We start from the raw sequence: 17,822 nt of genomic DNA, 5'->3' as shown, positions 1-17,822 counted from the left end.
TTTTAACAATTGCGTTGCACTTTCGGCGTTAGTTATTTCTGAAATGTTTCCAGGGTGTTATTTTTAAGCCACAGACGTCAAATATCCCTTCTTGCTCTGTGGTTATTCCCAAAGGACACCCTATGAAAACCTCTATCTTTAAAAGCCTCTATGTCCAGGTTCTGACGGCCATAGCGATCGGTATTCTGCTGGGCCATTTTTACCCGGAACTGGGCGCGCAAATGAAACCCTTCGGCGACGCCTTCGTTAAGCTGATTAAAATGGTGATTGCTCCGGTGATCTTCTGTACCGTCGTGACGGGGATCGCCGGGATGGAAAGCATGAAAGCCGTTGGCCGTACCGGGGCGGTGGCGTTGCTCTATTTCGAAGTGGTCAGCACCATCGCGCTGATTATCGGTCTGATTATCGTCAACGTGGTGCAGCCGGGCGCCGGGATGAACGTCGACCCGTCGACGCTCGATGCGAAAGCGGTGGCGGTGTACGCTGAGCAGGCTAAAGATCAAGGGGTCGTGGCCTTTTTACTGGATGTGATCCCGGGCAGCGTCATTGGCGCCTTCGCCAGCGGCAACATTCTGCAGGTTCTGCTGTTCGCCGTCCTGTTTGGTTTTGCCCTGCACCGTCTGGGCAGCAAGGGCCAGCTGATTTTCAACGTCATTGAAAGCTTCTCCCAGGTTATCTTCGGCATTATCAATATGATCATGCGCCTGGCGCCGATCGGCGCCTTCGGAGCCATGGCCTTTACCATCGGTAAATATGGCGTCGGCACCCTGGTGCAGCTGGGGCAGCTGATTATCTGCTTCTATATCACTTGTATCCTGTTCGTGGTGGTGGTGCTGGGGAGCATCGCCCGGGCTACCGGCTTCAGCATCTTCAAATTTATCCGCTATATCCGGGAAGAGCTGCTGATTGTGCTGGGGACCTCCTCATCAGAATCGGCGCTGCCGAGAATGCTCGACAAGATGGAGAAGCTGGGCTGCCGTAAATCGGTGGTAGGCCTGGTGATCCCGACCGGCTATTCGTTCAACCTCGATGGCACCTCTATCTATCTGACGATGGCCGCAGTCTTTATCGCCCAGGCGACCAACAGCCATATGGATATTTTCCATCAGATCACCCTGCTGGTGGTGCTGTTGCTCTCCTCGAAAGGGGCGGCAGGGGTGACCGGCAGCGGCTTCATCGTGCTGGCGGCGACCATCTCGGCCGTCGGGCATTTACCGGTGGCTGGCCTGGCGCTGATCCTCGGTATCGACCGCTTTATGTCCGAAGCCCGCGCGCTGACTAACCTGGTGGGTAACGGCGTTGCCACGGTGGTGGTGGCGAAATGGGTGAAAGAACTGGATGCCAAACAGATGGATGACGTTCTGAATAACCGTGTTCCGGCGAACAAAACGCACGAATTATCCTCTTAAATCCTCCTCTTAGGCCCGTACTCCCTTGCTGGAGTACGGCCTCCTGCGCATAATTAGAGGTCATTCCCGCCCGGCGGGAATGACACGAAATGATTATTTTACGTTGTCATGCGACATTTTCGTCTCCGTGTGGTCTAACCGACGTATTTCACTCTCACTTTTTTCGGCAGCCCGTCAGTGGGGTGCTGTTGTAACCAGGAATGTTCATCAGGGGTTCACATGCAGGGCACAACAATTAAACTCTTAACGGGCGGTTTGCTGATGGTAGCGGCGGCCGGTTATGTGCAGGCAGAAGCGCTCCAGCCTGATCCGGCCTGGCAACAAGGGACCTTAGCGAATGGTTTGTCGTGGCAGGTATTGGCCACGCCGCAACGTCCCAGCGACCGTATCGAAGTCCGTTTGTCCGTCAATATTGGCTCGCTGAGCGAAAGCACTCAGCAGAGCGGTTTCAGCCGCTTTATTCCCCGCCTGGCGTTGACGCAAAGCGGCAGCCTGCCGACGATGCAGGCGCGCTCTTTATGGCAGCAGAGTATTGACCCGAAGCGTCCTCTGCCGCCGGCCATCGTCTCCTACGATTACACGATGTTTAATCTCAGCCTGCCCAATAACCGCAACGATCTGTTGAAAGAGGCGCTGAGCTGGCTGGCGGACGCCAGCGGTAAACTGGCCATTACGCCTGAATCGATCAATCATGCGCTGCAGGGCAGCGACATGGTGGCGACCTGGCCACTGGATACCAAAGAGGGTTGGTGGCGCTATCGCCTGAAAGGGTCCACCATGCTGGGCCATGACCCCGCCGCGCCGCTGAAGCAGCCGATCGACGTGGCTCAGCTGAAAGACTTTTATCAAAAATGGTACACCCCCGACGCCATGACGCTGATCGTGGTGGGGAATGTCGACAGCCGCAGCGTTGCCGAGCAAATCAATAAGACCTTTGGCGATCTGAAGGGCAAGCGGGAAACCCCCGCAGCGGTGCCGACCTTATCGCCGCTGCCTACCGTGCCGGTCAGCATCATGACCAACGCGGTGCGTCAGGACAAACTGTCCATCATGTGGGATGCGCCATGGCAGCCGATCCGCGACTCCGCGGCGCTGCAGCGCTACTGGCGTGACGATCTCGCCCGTGAAGCGCTGTTCTGGCACGTGCAGCAGAGCCTGAGCAAAAATAACGTGAAGGATATTGGCCTTGGCTTTGACTGCCGGGTGCTATATCAGCGCGCGCAGTGCGCCATCAACATCGATTCACCGGGCGAGCGCCTGAACAACAACCTGAGCGTGGTTTCGCGCGAGCTGGCGAAAGTGCGGGACAACGGGCTGCCTCAGGAGGAGTTTGACGCGCTTATCGCTCAGAAAAGCCTCGAGCTGCAGAAGCTGTTTGCCACCTATGCGCGCACTGACACCGACATTCTGATGAGCCAGCGCATGCGCTCCCTGCAGAATCAGGTGGTGGACATCGCGCCGGAGCAGTACCAGAAGCTGCGTCAGGAGTTCCTCAACTCCCTGACGGTGGACATGCTGAACCAGTATCTGCGCCAGCAGCTCTCGCAGGACATGGCGCTGGTGCTGCAACAGCCGAAGGGCGAACCGGAATACAATATGAAGGAACTGCAGGCCACCTGGGAAAAACTGATGGCGCCGAATCCGGCGGCCACGGCGGCTAGCGGCAGCGCCGATACGGTTGACGCCCACAGCGAGGCCAGCGACATCCCGCCGGGGCAGTAACCTAACGCCTCTCCGGCGCGCCAGCGGCGGCCGGAGAGCGCTTTGTGCGGAGAATTACTGCGGCATCGCTTCCCGCGGGATGATCGCCCCGCGATACTGGATCACCGTGCTGGCGGTCAGGTGTCCGCGTCTGGCGGCGGATTCGGCATCGCCGCCGGTCAGGCGAACGGCCAGGTAGCCGGCGCTGAAGGAGTCTCCGGCGGCGGTGGTATCCACCACCTTCTCTTTGGCCAGCCTGACGGCCGGCACTTCCCGCAGCGGTTGCCCGCTAACCGAGACCAGGCAGGCATCCGCGCCGCGCTTCACCACCACCTCTTCCACGCCGGCGGCGTGGGTGCGGGCGATCACCTCAGCAACCGGTTTTTCTCCCCACAGCGCGTCTTCATCATCGAGGGTCAGAAACGCGATATCGGTGCAGGCGAGCATTTCCTGATAGACCTGCTGCGTTTCCGCCTGGCTGGCCCACAGGCGCGGACGATAGTTGTTGTCGAAGATCACCTTGCCGCCGTTGGCGCGGCACTCACGCAGCAGCGTGAACAGCTTGTCGCGGCTGGCCGGGCTGAGAATGGCGAGACTGATGCCGCTCAGATAGAGATAGTCGAAAGTGGCCAGCTCTTCGCAAATCGCCGCCGCGCGATCGCTCTCCAGCCAGAACTTTGCCGCCGCCTCGTTGCGCCAGTAGTAGAAGGTGCGCTCGCCGGTGTCATCGGTTTCAATGTAATACAGTCCCGGCAGGCGGTCGGCCATCCGCTGGATAAGATCGGTGTTGACGTTTTCCTGTTGCCAGCTGTCGAGCATCTGCTGGCTGAACGCATCGGTTCCCAGGGCGGTGACGTAGTGGACGCTCAATGCGCTGGCATCCGTCTGCCGCGCGATATAGACCGAGGTGTTTAAGGTATCGCCGCCAAAGCCGCGGTTAACGGCCCCGTTTTTCTCTGACAGCTCAATCATGCATTCGCCAATAACGGCAATTTTTTTAGACATAGCCAGAACCTGCAATGGAATCGATATAAGCGCTAGTGTGCGCTGCGCTGTTTTGCTGGTCAATCATATTAAAACATCGTTCCATTATTTTTTTGACCTGACGCGCGTAATGTGACGAAAAGCGCATTTCCAGGATAAACGCCGCTTTTTGACTATATTCAGGACTGACGTGATGCAAAAGGAGCGGAGTAGGGATGAGCAGAACCCGTAAAACGTTGGTTATCATCACAGGAACGATACTATTGCTGATCGTTCTTTTCTTTATCGTGCTGGCCACCTTTGACTGGAACCGGCTGAAGCCGACGATCAATCAGAAAGTGTCCGCCGAACTTAACCGCCCGTTCGCCATCCGCGGCGATCTCGGCGTGGTCTGGGAGCGGCAGCCGGACGAGCGCGGCTGGCGCAGCTGGATCCCGTGGCCCCACGTACACGCGGAGGATATCGTGCTGGGCAACCCGCCGGCCATTCCCCAGGTGACCATGATCCATCTGCCGCGGGTGGAGGCGACCCTTGCCCCGCTGGCGCTGCTGAGCAAAACGGTGTACCTGCCGTGGATCAAGCTGGAGCAGCCCGACGTACGGTTGATCCGCCTGGCGGAAGACAACAATAACTGGACCTTTCAGCTGGCGGGCGATAAGCGTACTCCGGGCGACAGCGCGCCCTCCAGCTGGTCCTTTCGCCTCGATAATATTCTCTTTGATCGCGGGACTATCGCCATTGACGACAAGATCACCCGCAGCGATATCACCATCCTCGTCGATCCCCTCGGCAAACCGCTGCCGTTCAGCGAAGTGACCGGCACAAAAGATAGCCATAGCGCGGCGAAACCAGGCGACTATGTCTTTGGTCTGTCGCTGAAGGGCCGCTACAAGGGCCAGCCGGTCACCGGCAACGGGAAAATCGGCGGCATGCTGGCCCTGCGCAGCGCAAGCGCCCCCTTCCCATTGCAGGGCGACTTCCACTCCGGTAACACCCGGGTAGCGTTCAGCGGCACGGTCAGCGACCCGCTCAACGTCGGCGGTATTGACCTGCGGCTAAAATTCGCCGGTGACTCGCTGCGCGATCTCTACGACCTGACCGGCGTGCTGCTGCCGGAGACGCCGTCATTCTCCACCGACGGCCGCCTGCGCGCCGACTTTACGCAAAAAAACCGCATGCGCTTTAACTATCAGAATTTTAACGGCCGAATCGGCGATAGCGACATTCATGGCTCCCTGTCCTACACCACCGGCAAGCCGCGGCCGAAACTCAGCGGCGATATGGAGTCGAAGCAGCTGCGTCTGGCGGACCTCGGGCCATTAATCGGCGTCGATTCCGGCAAAGGGACGAAGAAAAGCGCTTCGCGCCAGGCGGGGGACCGGCCGCAGCCGGCGGGTAAAGTGCTGCCGGCGGACCGCTTTGAAACCGACAAGTGGCAGGTGATGGATGCCGATGTGCGCTTTAAGGGCCGGAGAATTGAGCACGGCGGCACCCTGCCGATCAGCGATCTGTCGACCCATGTGATTCTGGAGGATGGTGACCTGCGCCTGCAGCCGGTGCGCTTTGGCCTGGCCAACGGGTCGATTGCCGGCAGCGTACACCTGCAGGGCGATAAAAAGCCGCTGCAGGGTGAGGCCAATCTGCAGGCGCGACGCCTGAAGCTGAAGGCGCTGATGCCAAACGTCGAGATGATGCAGAAAACCCTCGGCGAGATGAATGGCGACGTCCAGCTGCGCGGCAGCGGCAACTCGGTGGCGGCCCTGCTCGGCAACAGCAACGGTAACCTGAAGCTGCTGATGAACGACGGACTGATCAGTCGCAACCTGATGGAAATCCTCGGTCTTAACGTCGGTAACTACCTGATCGGCCAGATTTTTGGCGATGAGGAGGTTCGGGTAAACTGCGCTGCGGCCAATATCGACGTAACCAACGGCGTCGCCCGGCCGCAGATTTTTGCCTTCGATACAGAAAACGCGCTGATCAATGTGACCGGGACCGCCAGCTTCGCCTCCGAGCAGCTGGACCTGACCATCGATCCGGAAAGCAAAGGCTTTCGGGTGATCACCCTGCGTTCCCCGCTGTATGTCCGGGGCACCTTTAAATCGCCGCAGGCGGGGGTGAAGGCCGGGCCGCTGATTGTCCGCGGCGCGGTAGCGGCGGCGCTGGCAACCCTGGTGACGCCGGCCGCCGCGCTGCTGGCGCTGATCTCCCCGGCGGAGGGCGATAGCAACCAGTGTCGGACCATTTTGTCGCAGATGAAAAAGTAGAGGAGAGCCCTGACGCCGGGGGCGTCAGGGCGAAGGATCACAACGACTGGTGGCGGGTCTCGTGGGTCAGCAGCAGGGCGATCAGCGTTAGCGCCGCCATCGCCGCCAGATAAGTGCCGACCGCCGCGAGACCGTAGTTACCCTGCAGCCAGGCGGCAATGTACGGCGCGACCGAAGCGCCGAGGATCGACGACACGTTATAGGAGAACGACGCGCCGGTGTAGCGCACTTCCGTCGGGAACAGCTCCGGGAGCAGCGCGCCCATCGGGCCAAAGGTCAGTCCCATCAGGCTTAAGCCCAGCAGCAGGAAGGCGAAGACCAGCAGCGGATTGCCGGAGCCCAGCAGCGGTTTAAAGGCGAACAGGGCGAACAAAATAATCATCGTGGTGATGATAATCATGCTCTTGCGACGACCAAAAGCGTCCGCCAGCAGGCCGGCGACAGGCACCATTACGCCAAAGCCAATCACCGCCATCATCAGCATCCACAGCACTTCGTTACGCGGCAGACCCAGGCCATTCGGCGCCGCGCCGGTGCTGAAGGTCATCGAGTAGACGGTCATGATGTAGAACAGGGTATAAGTGGCCAGCATGATGAAGGTGCCCAGCACTGTCACCCGGACGTGTTTGGTCAACAGGGTACCCAGCGGGATTTTGACCTGTTTTTTCGCCGCCGCCACTTTGGCGAAGACCGGGGTCTCATGCAGCGAGACGCGAACATACAGACCGATGATCACCAGCACCGCAGAGAAGATAAACGGCACGCGCCAGCCCCACTCCATAAACTGCTGGTCGGTCAGCAGCCAGGAGAGCAGCAGGAAGGTGCCGTTGGCGAAGAAGAAGCCGATCGGCGCGCCCAGCTGCGGGAAGGAGCCGTACAGGGCGCGCTTGCGCGCCGGGGCGTTTTCCGTAGCCAGCAGCGCTGCGCCGCCCCATTCCCCGCCGAGGCCAAGGCCCTGACCGAAACGCGCCAGCGCCAGCAGCATCGGCGCGACAATGCCAATGCTTTCATAGCCGGGCAGCAGGCCGATCACCACGGTGGAGATCCCCATGGTTAACAGCGAGGCCACGAGGGTGACCTTCCGGCCGACGCGATCGCCGAAGTGGCCAAACAGCGCGGAGCCGATCGGCCGGGCGACGAAGGCGATGGCGAAGGTGGCCAGCGACTGCAGGGTGGCCGCAGCGGCATCGCCCTGCGGGAAAAAGATATGCGGGAAGACGATGACCGCGGCGGTGGCATAGATGTAGAAGTCGAAAAACTCAATGGCGGTGCCAATGAGCGAGGCGACAACAACCTTGTTGCGTGAGTTGACCGGGGCGGTTTCCTGCGTGTTTTCGAGAGTGGTGGCTGTGGCTTGCATAGATCTTTCTTATTTTTGCGCGAACGAAAAGCCATATAGCCACAGCCACAGGGACATTTCAATCTGTAACAAACGCGGGAAATGGGCAAAAAAGAGGCAAAAAGCGGATAATTTTTACACCAGTAAAAATAGTTCTATGAAATGCTTCACACAATTAAAAAGATAGAGAATAAAACCAGTTTTGAGTTAAATAAAAGTTACATGCTGGATTTATCTGCTGAAATCAAGCGCGAGGATGAATTTTGCCTCTTTTATTCATCCTCGCAATACCTCAGCGGTGGGTTTTGCCCGGCATCCGCCGGTCGTCTTTATACTCCGCGGTGGCGATCCACGCGGCGCAGAATAGCGTCAGGCGGGCGAAGAAATAGAAAAAGGCCATCAGCCCCAGCACCGATCCGAACGCCGCCCCGGAGGGGGATTTCACCAGCGCCGGCAGCGTCCAGGTCATGACGATTTTTATGATTTCAAAGCCAATCGCCGCGATAAGCGTGCCGTGAAACAGGGCCTTGCGCCGCGGACGATGGCGCGGCAGGCGCCAGAAAATCCAGAAAAAGAGCAGATAGTTGGCAAAAATCGAGATGGCGAGGCCGATTAGCCGCCAGGCGGGTTTCAGCCATTCAATGTTGTCGAGATACAGCGCGGAGATAATCATCTGCTGGGCGGAGCCGGCGACGGAGGTGATGGACAGCGTAATAATCAGCGCCACCAGCAGACCGATCAGCGAGATAAGATCGCGGAAGTACTTTACCCAGATTTTCTCCTCGTCCTGCGGCCGGCGCTCCCAGACGTCGCGCGATTGAGCGCGGATCGCTTCGCGCAGGTTGCCCATCCAGTTAATACCGGAATAGAGGGCGACCAGCAGGCCGACCAGACCGACGGCGGTGCGCTGTTGCACCGCGGTGTTGATGGTGTTTTTCAACGTGGCCGCCAGCGTTGGGTCGCTGACGTTTTGCAGAATTTTGTCGAAAATGTCCTGCAGCAGGGTTGGGTGCCAGGCCAGCACGAAGCCGGCGGCGGCAAAGGAGACCATCAGGATCGGGATCATCGACAGGAACGAGAAATAGGTGATAGCCGCCCCAAACTGATTGCCGAGCCGGTCATTGAAGCGCTCTGCGGCGCGCAGCAGATGGGCGATCACCGGGTTGCGCTGCACTTTGGCCGCCGTTCCGGTGACGGTCTTCAGCGCCTGGCTGGCTTTTTGCCCGACGGCGGTGTCATTAAGGGCCTCGAGCGTGCTTTTGCTTTTCTCCGGCTGCGTATCCGGTTCCTGTGGCGGGCGTCGATCGTCGTTTTCCGGCGTCATACGTAATTTCTTCCTTTTTTACAGCGAGATTCAGCAAAAAGTATACCTTAAATGCCGTATCCTGCAGGAATGCCTCTCCCCGCCGCCCGTTTTCCGGCCGCGCCGCTCAATCGACATACGCTTTCATCAGTCCGCCCAGCCACTCCATAAACAGATTTACCCGGCGGGAGAGATTGCGCCGGTGCGGGTAGATCAGCGAGACCGGCAGCGGCTCGGCGCGGTACTGGGGCAGGATCTCAATCAGGTCGCCGGCGCGTAACGCCTCGCGCACGCCGGTGCGTGGCACCTGAATAATCCCCAGCCCGGCGATACAGGCTGCCTGATAGGTTTCCGTACTGTTGACCGTCAATATGCCGCCGGTTTTTACCCAGCGCACCGCGCCGTCGATCATTACCTCAAAGCCGGGGGGACGGACCCCGAGGGTGCTGGCGTAGTGGATCAGGGCATGATCCGCCAGATCCTCCAGGGATTGCGGATAGCCAAAACGCGCCAGATAGTCCGGGCTGGCGCAGTTAATTTGCGTCAGCTTGCCCAGCGGGCGGGCAATCAGCCCTGAGTCTTTGAGCGCGCCGACGCGCACCACGCAGTCAAACCCCTCGCGGATCACGTCCACCAGCCGATCGCTGCTGCTCAGCTCCAGTTCGATGCCCGGATATTGCTGTAAAAAAGTCGGCAGATGCGGGATCACCATTTTTTTAGCAAAACCGACCGGCATATCCACCCGCAGCCGGCCGCTGATGCTCGCCGGATCGTGCTGGAACATGCCGTCCAGTTCGTCGAGGTTGCTCAGCAGATCTTTCGCCCGCTCGTAGTAGACCATCCCATCCTGGGTGAGCTGGACCCGGCGGGTGGTGCGGTGCAGGAGCCGCACGCCAAGATGGCTTTCCAGGGCCTGAATCTGTCGCGAGACGCTACCCTTAGGTAGCGCCAGGGTTTCGGCGGCGCGGGAGAAGCTCTCCAGATCCGCTACGCGAATGAATAACTGCATTGCATGAATTTTATCCATGCCGATCGCCTATTGTTGTTGTTAATGAAACAGTAAAACGCAATGTAGCGTATTTATTGTTGCATGAGCAGTTAATAAGCTACAACACAATCACAACGCAACCTGAAAGGGGTCTTCTGATGACACAACGTATCGCTTTAGTGACCGGCGGCAGCCGCGGTCTGGGTAAAAACGCCGCGTTGAAGCTGGCGGCAAAGGGAACCGATATTCTTTTGACCTATCACAGCAACCGCCAGGCGGCCCTCGACGTGGTGGCGGAAATAGAGCAAAAAGGGGTCAAAGCGGCAGCATTAGCGCTGAACGTCGGCGATTCCACAACATTTGACGCATTCGCCAGCGAGGTGGCGCAGGTGCTGGCGCAGAAGTGGGGACGCACAACCTTTGATTATTTACTGAACAATGCCGGGATCGGACTCAACGCGCCCTTCGCCGAGACCAGCGAAGCGCAGTTTGACGAGCTGATGAATATCCAGTTCAAAGGGCCGTTTTTCCTGACCCAGCGTCTGCTGCCTCTCCTGCAGGATGGGGGGCGTATCCTCAATGTCTCCAGCGGCCTGGCGCGCTTTGCCCTGCCGGGCTATGCGGCCTACGCCGCGATGAAGGGGGCGATGGAGGTTCTGACCCGCTATCAGGCGAAAGAGCTGGGCGGACGGGGGATATCGGTGAACATCATCGCGCCGGGTGCCATTGAGACCGACTTTGGCGGCGGGGAGGTGCGCGATAACGCCGAGGTGAATCGGCATATCGCCGCCCAGACTGCACTGGGGCGCGTTGGGCTGCCGGATGATATCGGCGACGCCATCGCCGCCCTGCTCAGCGATGAGCTGGCGTGGATGAACGCGCAGCGTGTGGAAGTCTCGGGCGGGATGTTCCTCTGATCCTGACTGCCCCCAGCCTGTGACCGGCGGTGCGCTACGGCGCATCGCCCTCCCCACGCAGCTGACCGAACAGCCAGTCGTTGTGCCAGCGTCCGTTGAGCCAGTAGTTTTCCCGCAGCTCCCCCTCCAGCCGGAAGCCGGCTTTGAGCAGTAACTGCTTAGACGCCTCGTTGCCGGCGGTGACGCTGGCGGTCAGGCGGCGGACGCCGCCGGTGGTAAAGGCGTAGTCGCACAGCGCGCGCAGCGATTCGTAGCCGTAGCCCCGACCCTGCGCCGCCGGGGCGAAGAGAAAGCCAACCTCGGCAATGTCGCGCTGATGATGCTGGTAACCGGTCAGGCCGAGCGGGGTATGGGTCAGCCTGTCGCGCACCACCAGGCACAGCCAGTGTTCATCCCCGGGCGTCCACGGCGGCAGCCGCGAATCGAACGCCTCGCGGATGGCCGCCTGCGGTCGGGGATCGGCGACGTAGAGCATGACCTGCGGATCCTGCTGCAGGGAAAGAAAAAACGACCAGTCGTCCAGCTGCAGCGGTGAGCAGCGCAGGCGCGGCGTCAGAAGTTCAGGCATAAGCGTCGTTCCGGGCAGGGCGAATCCTCTGAACATAGCAGGAGAAAGCCGCCGGGAACAGCCCGACTAGGTTGGCTCACCGTACAGGCCAATCAGTCGGCGCACCACGCCGTTGGTCCAGCCAAAGCCATCCTGCAGGGGATACTCCCCGCCGCCGCCCTCATGGGGGACGCCGGTGGCAATATGGTATTTTTCAATCAGCTTGTGATGCTGCTTGTAAAAGTGGTTGACCGTCTGCAGCCAGCTCCAGGCAATCTCATCTCCCAGCGGATCCTGGCCGTAACGTTTAAATCCCTGGATCGCCATCCACTGCAGCGGCGCCCAGCCGTTGGGTTTATCCCACTGCTCACCGCTTTCGTATTCGGTGGCCATGATCCCCCCGGGGGTGAGCAGGCGGGCCCGCACCGCATCGGCAAGGCGTTCTGCCTGTTCGTGGGTCGCCAGGCCGACGTAAAGGGTGACGATACTGGCTGCAGAAAACAGCGCCAGCTGTTCACGGCGCCAGTCATAATCGCGGAAACAGCCGTTCTCATCATCCCACAGATAGCGGTTGACCGCCGCCCGCCGATCCTGGGCCTTCTGGCGGAAGGCCGTCTCCGTCTCGCGATCGCCCTTCAGGCCGGAGAGGTTGGCAATGGTCGTCTCCAGCTTGAACAGGAAGGCGTTCAGGTCGATGGGGATAAACTGCGTCGTGCGGATGCTGGCCAGCCGCGTGATATCCCGCAGCCAGCGGCTGGAGTAGTCCCAGCCGGACGCGGCGCCCGCCCGCAGGTCGCGGTATACTTCATTGGCGGGCCGCCCGGAGTGTCGGGCGGTCTCCACGTCTTCGCGCCACGACTCATCCCGCGGCGTGTCACGGTCGTCCCAGTAGCGATTGAGCAGGGAGCCATCCGGCATACGCACCACGTGGCGATACGCCTGGTGCGGGATCAACGACTCGGCGCCGTCCATCCAGAAGGCGTGCTCCATCTTCAGATGGTCCAGATAGCGCTTCGCGCCGCGCACGCCATCCTCTTCAAAGAGTTCGACCATCAGGGCGAACACCGGCGGCTGCGAGCGGCTGAGGTAGTAGGTGCGGTTGCCGTTCGGAATGTGGCCGTAGGTTTCAATCAGCCAGGCAAAGTTATCGGCCATGCATTTCAGCAAATCTTCCCGGCCGCTCTCCGCCAGCCCCAGCATGGTGAAATAAGAGTCCCAGTAATAGGTTTCGCTAAAGCGACCGCCGGGCACGATGTAGGCCTGCGGCAGCGCCAGTAGCGATGACCACGGGATATGATCCTGAGGCTCGCGGGTCAGCACCGGCCACAGCTTGTCGATGTGTTCTTTCAGGGTCAGGCTGGGGTCGGAGATATAGATGTCGCTCTGGCTCTCCGGCAGCCAGAAGTTGTCCTCAACGAACTGCCGCAGATCGAAGTCGGGCTGGCGTTTGACCTTGCGGTAGTTCCGCAGGATGTCCAGCGGATCGTGTTTCGGCGCGCAGTCGGGGAAGGTTTTGCTGTCCGCGAAAATGCGTGATTTCTGCACGTTGGTAAACAGCTCAAGATAGCGATCCGCCGGGGTGAGGGCATCAGACGCCGGAAGCCCCTCGATCACCTCAGGCTCCGGTTCAGCGTCTATCATCTCATCCAGCTTTAATTCGTACGGATCGGCTTCGTAGCAGGGATCGATGTCGATCCTTAACTCGTCGTCTTCAACGTGGCGTAATTTCTGGCTGAACATAGCGATACGGACCTCCGGATAGCGTGAGTTCGGGGCCGGGCATACCCGGCCTTGTCTATTAAGCGTAGACAGTCGCTTCGGTGAGTGTGAAGCAAACTGTGCGTGAGATCACGCTTTTCCGCCGAGAAGAAAAGCTGCCATTTCAAAGTACGCTGTTGATAAGTAATTAAAAATTGTACATCCTGGCGCAGATGAAATTCGGAGCATTCATTATGCAACAAAATTTTATCCCGGGGCGCTCACTCCCACGCCGCCTCCAGCATCTCCAGCAGCTGTTCGCCGCTCAGGCTGACCGGGTTGGCCTTCATCGATGAGGAGCTGCTGGCGGCCAGCGCCGCCGGTTCCAGCGCATCGCGCGCTACGCCGAGGTCGCGCAGGGTGCCAAGGCCAGCGCGATGGCTCCATTCCCGCAGACTGTCCCAGACCCGATCCACAGGGACGACCAGCCCGTCGGCCAGCCAGCGGCGGACATCGTTAACGCGCTGGCGCAGGCCAGGGTCGTTGATCTGCGACTCATTGAGCGCCAGGCCAAACGGCAACAAACTGCCGCATAGGGCGCCGTGCGAGGCGCGGCTCAGGCCGCCCAGCGGGCCGGCGAGGCCGTGGATCACCCCCAGCCCGGCGTTCGCCAGCGCCAGTCCGCCGCACAGGCTGACCCAGGCCATCTCGTCGCGGCTGGTCGGACACTCTTGTTCCATCAGGATTTTTAGCGCGCGAATTCCCCGCGGGATCGCCTGCTGGCAGAGAGCATCGGTGAAGGGAGTGGCCCGGCTGCAGAGCCAGGGCTCAATCACCTGGGTCAGGGCGTCGAGGCCGGAGCTCAGGGTGATGCTCCGCGGCGCGTTGTCGGTTAGCGCCGGGTCGACAATCGCCAGGTCAGGCAGCATTCGGTCGTCGCGCAGGCTCACTTTCCGCTGCTGTTCCGGAACGTTGATCACCGCATTTTTGGTGACCTCCGCGCCCGTGCCAGCGGTGGTGGGGATCGCCACGAACGGCAGGGGACTGGCTTCCAGCTGACGGCCCGTTCCCACCACCTCCAGATAGTCGATCACCGGGCCGGCGGCGGGGACCAGCGCCGCAATCGCCTTACCGGCGTCAATCACCGCGCCGCCGCCGAGGCTGACCACCGCTCTGATCCCTTTCTCGCGCGCCAGCTGGACGCCCTGCTCGATATCGCTAAGCCAGGGTTCGCGACTTATCGCCAGCGTCGTGACCGCAAGCTGCAGCGCCTCCAGCTGCTGGCGGAGAAACGCCGCCCGCTGCGGGCTGGCGCCATGCACCAGCAGGATTGGGCCGCCCTGTTGCGCCAGCCAGGGGGCGGCGCTCTCGGCCTGACCACGGCCAAAACGAATATTTGCAGGCATCAAAACGGTAAAAGGGGTCAACATGTCGGGTTCCTTTTCGGCAAACAGGCTGGAATCAACTATACACATTATCCAGCGCTCTGCCTTGTTGCTGGCTGGCAATAGAGTAGAGTGAATGAACTGTCTTTTATGGCTGAGGAATCGCTGACGATGCTAACAATTCTGGGTAAACGCTCTTCAATCAATGTACGGAAAGTGTTGTGGACCTGCGAGGAAGCCGGGCTGGCGTACCAGCAGGAAGATTACGGCAGCGGATTTAAGCCCCTGGATACGCCTGAGTTTCAGCGTCTGAATCCTAACAGCCTGGTGCCGGTGCTACTGGACGATGACTTCGTGCTCTGGGAGTCGAACAGTATCTGCCGCTATCTGGCGCGCAAAGCGGAGCGCTGGGATCTGCTGCCCGCCGAGCCGCAGCCCGCCGCCGAGGTGGAGCACTGGATGGACTGGCAGGCGACCGAGTTCAATACTGCCTGGCGCCATGCTTTTATGGGGCTGGTGCGTAAAGATCCGCGCTTTCAGGATCCGGTGGCGATTAAAGAGAGTATTGCCGCCTGGACCCACTGCGTGCGCATTGTTGAAGCGCAGCTGCAGCGTACCGGGGCGTGGGTAGCCGGCGAGCGCTTCACCCTGGCCGATATCGTGCTGGGGCTGTCGGTGCATCGCTGGAAAATGACCCCTTTCGCCCATCCGGAGATGCCAGCCGTGGAGCGCTGGTATATGGCGCTCAATCAGCGCCCGGCGTTTATGCGCCATGGCAATAACGGCGTGGCCTGAGCATAAAAAAAGAAGCCCCTGGGGGCTTCTTTTTATCATCCGGCGATCGCGTCTTAGCGCATGGTGACGAACTCTTCTGCCGCCGTCGGGTGAATGGCGACGGTGTTGTCGAAGTCTTTTTTGGTGGCGCCCATCTTCAGGGCCACCGCAAAGCCCTGCAGCATCTCATCCATCCCGAAGCCGATGCCGTGGATGCCGACAATCTTCTCTTCCGGGCCGACGCACACCAGCTTCATGCGGCACGGCTGACGGTGAGAGGTCACGGCGGTATACATCGCGGTGAAGGAAGATTTGTAGACCTTCACGGCGTCGTCGCCGTACTGCTCGCGCGCCTGCGGCTCGGTCAAGCCGACGGTGCCGATTGGCGGATGGCTGAAGACCACGGTCGGGATGTTGCTGTAGTCCAGATGCTCTTCCGGTTTGTTGTTAAACAGGCGCTCGGAGAGACGACGGCCTGCGGCCACGGCGACCGGCGTCAGCTCAACGGCGCCGGTATTATCGCCCACCGCGTAGATGCCTGGCACGTTGGTGTTCTGGAATTTATCAACGATGATGTACCCTTTATCGTTGGTTTTAACGCCCGTTGCCGCCAGATTGAAGTTGTCGGTCGCCGGTTCGCGGCCAATCGCCCAGATCAGGCAGTCAACGGTCTGGCTGCGGCCATCTTCCAGCTCCAGCGTCAGGCTGCCGTCGGCATTCTTCACCACCGCTTTCGGGATCGCATTGGTATGCAGCTGCGGGCCTTCGGCGTTCATCACTTCCACCAGGGTCTCAACGATCAGCGGATCGAAGCTGCGCAGCGGCGCGTGTTTGCGCACGAACAGGTGGGTTTCGGCGCCGAGGCCGTTAATCACCCCCGCCAGCTCAACGGCGATATAGCCTGCGCCGACCACCGCCACGCGCTTCGGCAGCGCCGGCAGTTCGAAGAAACCGTCGGAATCAATACCGTATTCGACGCCCGGAATATCCGGGTGGCTCGGCCGGCCGCCGGTGGCGATCAGGATATGGTCAGCGGTGATGATCTCGCCGTTGACTTCCACGGTGTGGGCATCGACAAAGCGCGCGAAGCCTTTGATCACGTCGACTTTATTCTTACCCAGTACGTTGTCGTAAGAGGTATGAATACGGTCGATATAGGCGCTACGGCTGGCGACCAGCTTCTCCCAGTCAAAATGGTTGATGGTGGTATCGAAACCGTAGTCCGGGCCGTAAAGATGAATCGCTTCGCGGATCTGCGCCGCATGCCACATCACCTTTTTCGGCACGCAGCCGACGTTGACGCAGGTGCCGCCCAGCTCTTTGGCTTCAATCAGCGCGCACTTCTGGCCGTACATGGCCGCGCGGTTAATTGAGGCGATACCGCCGCTACCGCCGCCGATGGCGAGGTAATCATAATGTTTGCTCATGCCCATATGTCCTTAATCGTTGATTGCCGCGATTGTAGCGCGAGGCTTAAAAGGTTCCACCGATGGTTGCGATTACTCCGGTACGATCCAGCTGACGGTGGCGTGGCCGGTGCCGGTCGGAACCAGTTTGCTGTGCAGCCACGGCAGCACGTTATTCATCTGCTGCTCCAGCTTCCACGGCGGGTTGATGACGATCATCCCGGAGGCGGTCATGCCGCGCTGGTCGCTGTCCGGACGCACCGCCAGCTCAATCTGCAGGATTTTGCGGATGCCGGTGGCTTCTAACTCTTTGATCATGCGTTTGATTTGCGCGCGCAGCACCACCGGGTACCACAGAGCGTAGGTGCCGGTGGCGAAGCGTTTGTAGCCTTCGTTAATCCCGGTGACCACCGCCTGATAGTCGGTTTTAATTTCGTACGGCGGGTCGATCAGAATCAAACCGCGGCGCGATACCGGCGGCAGCTTGGCTTTCAGCTGCTGGTAGCCATCGGCTTTATCGACGCGCGCGCGGCTGTCTTTCTGGAATTCAGCGCGCAGCAGCGGGAAGTCGCTCGGGTGCAGCTCGGTCATCTGCAGGCTGTCCTGCTCGCGCAGCAGCTGGCGGGCAATCAGCGGCGAGCCCGGGTAGTAGCGCAGCTGGCCGTTACGGTTGAAGTGTTCTACGACCGAAATATACGGCTCCAGCTCTGCCGGCAGGTCGTCCTGCTGCCAGATGCGGGCGATGCCTTCAAGATACTCGCCGGTACGTTCGGCGTGCTCGCCGCTCAGCTGATAGCGGCCCGCGCCGGCGTGAGTGTCCAGGTAGAGAAACGGTTTTTCTTTCTCTTTCAGTGATTCAATGATCAGGCTCTGAACGGTGTGTTTGAGGACGTCGGCGTGGTTGCCTGCGTGAAAGCTGTGGCGATAACTGAGCATGGATGCAGAGATTCCGGGAAGTAAACAAGTTAACCGATAGTTTACCGCAGATCGGCCGAGATTACCGCTGCGCCGCCGCGCTGTTTCATTTCTGCCAAAAGCGTTGCAAAACATAACGCTGTCATAAAAACGTCAAACGGCCGCGCTAGCGTCGGATACAGGCAAGGT

General features: G+C 59.9%; 14 protein-coding genes. 5 read left to right on the top strand and 9 right to left on the bottom strand.

The window, feature by feature from the left end:
* Positions 1-122 precede the first annotated feature (122 nt).
* Entirely contained in the window at positions 123-1,409 is a 1,287-nt protein-coding gene (locus BHE81_RS17785; protein ID WP_002921438.1) for a dicarboxylate/amino acid:cation symporter, read from the top strand.
* Positions 1,410-1,628: 219 nt separating this feature from the next.
* The gene (locus tag BHE81_RS17780) at positions 1,629-3,131 is read left to right on the top strand and encodes a M16 family metallopeptidase (protein ID WP_002921436.1); all 1,503 of its coding nucleotides are present in this window, start codon (positions 1,629-1,631) and stop codon (positions 3,129-3,131) included.
* A gap of 54 nt (positions 3,132-3,185) precedes the next feature.
* Here the strand turns inward: BHE81_RS17780 and BHE81_RS17775 are convergent, their stop codons facing one another.
* Positions 3,186-4,115: a sugar kinase gene (locus BHE81_RS17775; protein ID WP_002921434.1), complete on the bottom strand. Its 930-nt coding sequence runs from the start codon at positions 4,113-4,115 to the stop codon at positions 3,186-3,188.
* 194 nt (positions 4,116-4,309) lie between these two features.
* Between BHE81_RS17775 and BHE81_RS17765 the strand changes: the two genes are divergently transcribed.
* Positions 4,310-6,361 carry an AsmA family protein gene (locus BHE81_RS17765; protein WP_023285614.1) on the top strand — a complete coding sequence of 684 codons (2,052 nt, stop codon included), beginning with the start codon at positions 4,310-4,312 and terminating at the stop codon, positions 6,359-6,361.
* A 37-nt stretch (positions 6,362-6,398) separates the two neighbouring features.
* Here the strand turns inward: BHE81_RS17765 and BHE81_RS17760 are convergent, their stop codons facing one another.
* The 3 genes from BHE81_RS17760 to BHE81_RS17750 form a co-directional block, all read right to left on the bottom strand.
* Positions 6,399-7,721 carry an MFS transporter gene (locus tag BHE81_RS17760; protein ID WP_004150118.1) on the bottom strand — a complete coding sequence of 441 codons (1,323 nt, stop codon included), beginning with the start codon at positions 7,719-7,721 and terminating at the stop codon, positions 6,399-6,401.
* 271 nt (positions 7,722-7,992) lie between these two features.
* Positions 7,993-9,024 carry an inner membrane protein YhjD gene (yhjD, locus tag BHE81_RS17755; protein WP_110246569.1) on the bottom strand — a complete coding sequence of 344 codons (1,032 nt, stop codon included), beginning with the start codon at positions 9,022-9,024 and terminating at the stop codon, positions 7,993-7,995.
* Positions 9,025-9,130: 106 nt separating this feature from the next.
* Positions 9,131-10,030, bottom strand: a complete 900-nt coding sequence (locus tag BHE81_RS17750) for a LysR family transcriptional regulator (RefSeq protein ID WP_004145179.1) — start codon at positions 10,028-10,030, stop codon at positions 9,131-9,133.
* A gap of 119 nt (positions 10,031-10,149) precedes the next feature.
* Here BHE81_RS17750 and BHE81_RS17745 point away from each other — a divergent pair, with 119 nt between their 5' ends.
* Complete coding sequence (locus BHE81_RS17745) at positions 10,150-10,908, top strand: SDR family NAD(P)-dependent oxidoreductase (RefSeq protein WP_002921336.1); 759 nt, start codon at positions 10,150-10,152, stop codon at positions 10,906-10,908.
* A gap of 34 nt (positions 10,909-10,942) precedes the next feature.
* Here the strand turns inward: BHE81_RS17745 and BHE81_RS17740 are convergent, their stop codons facing one another.
* The 3 genes from BHE81_RS17740 to BHE81_RS17730 all read right to left on the bottom strand — a co-directional run bounded on the left by BHE81_RS17740 (position 10,943) and on the right by BHE81_RS17730 (position 14,583).
* Positions 10,943-11,476 carry a GNAT family N-acetyltransferase gene (locus BHE81_RS17740; RefSeq protein ID WP_023283052.1) on the bottom strand — a complete coding sequence of 178 codons (534 nt, stop codon included), beginning with the start codon at positions 11,474-11,476 and terminating at the stop codon, positions 10,943-10,945.
* 66 nt (positions 11,477-11,542) lie between these two features.
* Complete coding sequence (locus tag BHE81_RS17735; RefSeq protein WP_004150117.1) at positions 11,543-13,195, bottom strand: alpha,alpha-trehalase; 1,653 nt, start codon at positions 13,193-13,195, stop codon at positions 11,543-11,545.
* 239 nt (positions 13,196-13,434) lie between these two features.
* Positions 13,435-14,583, bottom strand: a complete 1,149-nt coding sequence (locus tag BHE81_RS17730; RefSeq protein ID WP_024622924.1) for an iron-containing alcohol dehydrogenase — start codon at positions 14,581-14,583, stop codon at positions 13,435-13,437.
* A gap of 126 nt (positions 14,584-14,709) precedes the next feature.
* Between BHE81_RS17730 and BHE81_RS17725 the strand changes: the two genes are divergently transcribed.
* Positions 14,710-15,333 carry a glutathione S-transferase family protein gene (locus BHE81_RS17725; RefSeq protein ID WP_004173953.1) on the top strand — a complete coding sequence of 208 codons (624 nt, stop codon included), beginning with the start codon at positions 14,710-14,712 and terminating at the stop codon, positions 15,331-15,333.
* A gap of 53 nt (positions 15,334-15,386) precedes the next feature.
* Here BHE81_RS17725 and gorA read toward each other — a convergent pair whose 3' ends face one another.
* Both gorA and BHE81_RS17715 read right to left on the bottom strand, forming a co-directional pair.
* Complete coding sequence (gene gorA, locus BHE81_RS17720; RefSeq protein WP_002921271.1) at positions 15,387-16,739, bottom strand: glutathione-disulfide reductase; 1,353 nt, start codon at positions 16,737-16,739, stop codon at positions 15,387-15,389.
* 72 nt (positions 16,740-16,811) lie between these two features.
* Positions 16,812-17,654: a 23S rRNA (adenine(2030)-N(6))-methyltransferase RlmJ gene (locus BHE81_RS17715; protein ID WP_002921269.1), complete on the bottom strand. Its 843-nt coding sequence runs from the start codon at positions 17,652-17,654 to the stop codon at positions 16,812-16,814.
* Positions 17,655-17,822: the final 168 nt, after the last annotated feature.

Origin of the sequence: Klebsiella sp. AqSCr (genome assembly GCF_008452795.1) — a bacterium.
Classification (GTDB): Bacteria; Pseudomonadota; Gammaproteobacteria; order Enterobacterales; family Enterobacteriaceae; genus Klebsiella; species Klebsiella pneumoniae.
The sequence above is the reverse complement of the archived record's forward strand: the minus strand, read 5'-3'. Positions and strand labels throughout refer to the sequence as shown.

Excerpts from the sequence above, each read along its gene's own strand:
- BHE81_RS17785 (WP_002921438.1), top strand. The coding sequence starts at position 123 with ATGAAAACCTCTATCTTTAAAAGCCTCTATGTCCAGGTTCTGACGGCC.
- BHE81_RS17780 (WP_002921436.1), top strand. The coding sequence starts at position 1,629 with ATGCAGGGCACAACAATTAAACTCTTAACGGGCGGTTTGCTGATGGTA.
- BHE81_RS17775 (WP_002921434.1), bottom strand. The coding sequence starts at position 4,115 with ATGTCTAAAAAAATTGCCGTTATTGGCGAATGCATGATTGAGCTGTCA.
- BHE81_RS17765 (WP_023285614.1), top strand. The coding sequence starts at position 4,310 with ATGAGCAGAACCCGTAAAACGTTGGTTATCATCACAGGAACGATACTA.
- BHE81_RS17760 (WP_004150118.1), bottom strand. The coding sequence starts at position 7,721 with ATGCAAGCCACAGCCACCACTCTCGAAAACACGCAGGAAACCGCCCCG.
- yhjD (WP_110246569.1), bottom strand. The coding sequence starts at position 9,024 with ATGACGCCGGAAAACGACGATCGACGCCCGCCACAGGAACCGGATACG.
- BHE81_RS17750 (WP_004145179.1), bottom strand. The coding sequence starts at position 10,030 with ATGGATAAAATTCATGCAATGCAGTTATTCATTCGCGTAGCGGATCTG.
- BHE81_RS17745 (WP_002921336.1), top strand. The coding sequence starts at position 10,150 with ATGACACAACGTATCGCTTTAGTGACCGGCGGCAGCCGCGGTCTGGGT.
- BHE81_RS17740 (WP_023283052.1), bottom strand. The coding sequence starts at position 11,476 with ATGCCTGAACTTCTGACGCCGCGCCTGCGCTGCTCACCGCTGCAGCTG.
- BHE81_RS17735 (WP_004150117.1), bottom strand. The coding sequence starts at position 13,195 with ATGTTCAGCCAGAAATTACGCCACGTTGAAGACGACGAGTTAAGGATC.
- BHE81_RS17730 (WP_024622924.1), bottom strand. The coding sequence starts at position 14,583 with ATGTTGACCCCTTTTACCGTTTTGATGCCTGCAAATATTCGTTTTGGC.
- BHE81_RS17725 (WP_004173953.1), top strand. The coding sequence starts at position 14,710 with ATGCTAACAATTCTGGGTAAACGCTCTTCAATCAATGTACGGAAAGTG.
- gorA (WP_002921271.1), bottom strand. The coding sequence starts at position 16,739 with ATGAGCAAACATTATGATTACCTCGCCATCGGCGGCGGTAGCGGCGGT.
- BHE81_RS17715 (WP_002921269.1), bottom strand. The coding sequence starts at position 17,654 with ATGCTCAGTTATCGCCACAGCTTTCACGCAGGCAACCACGCCGACGTC.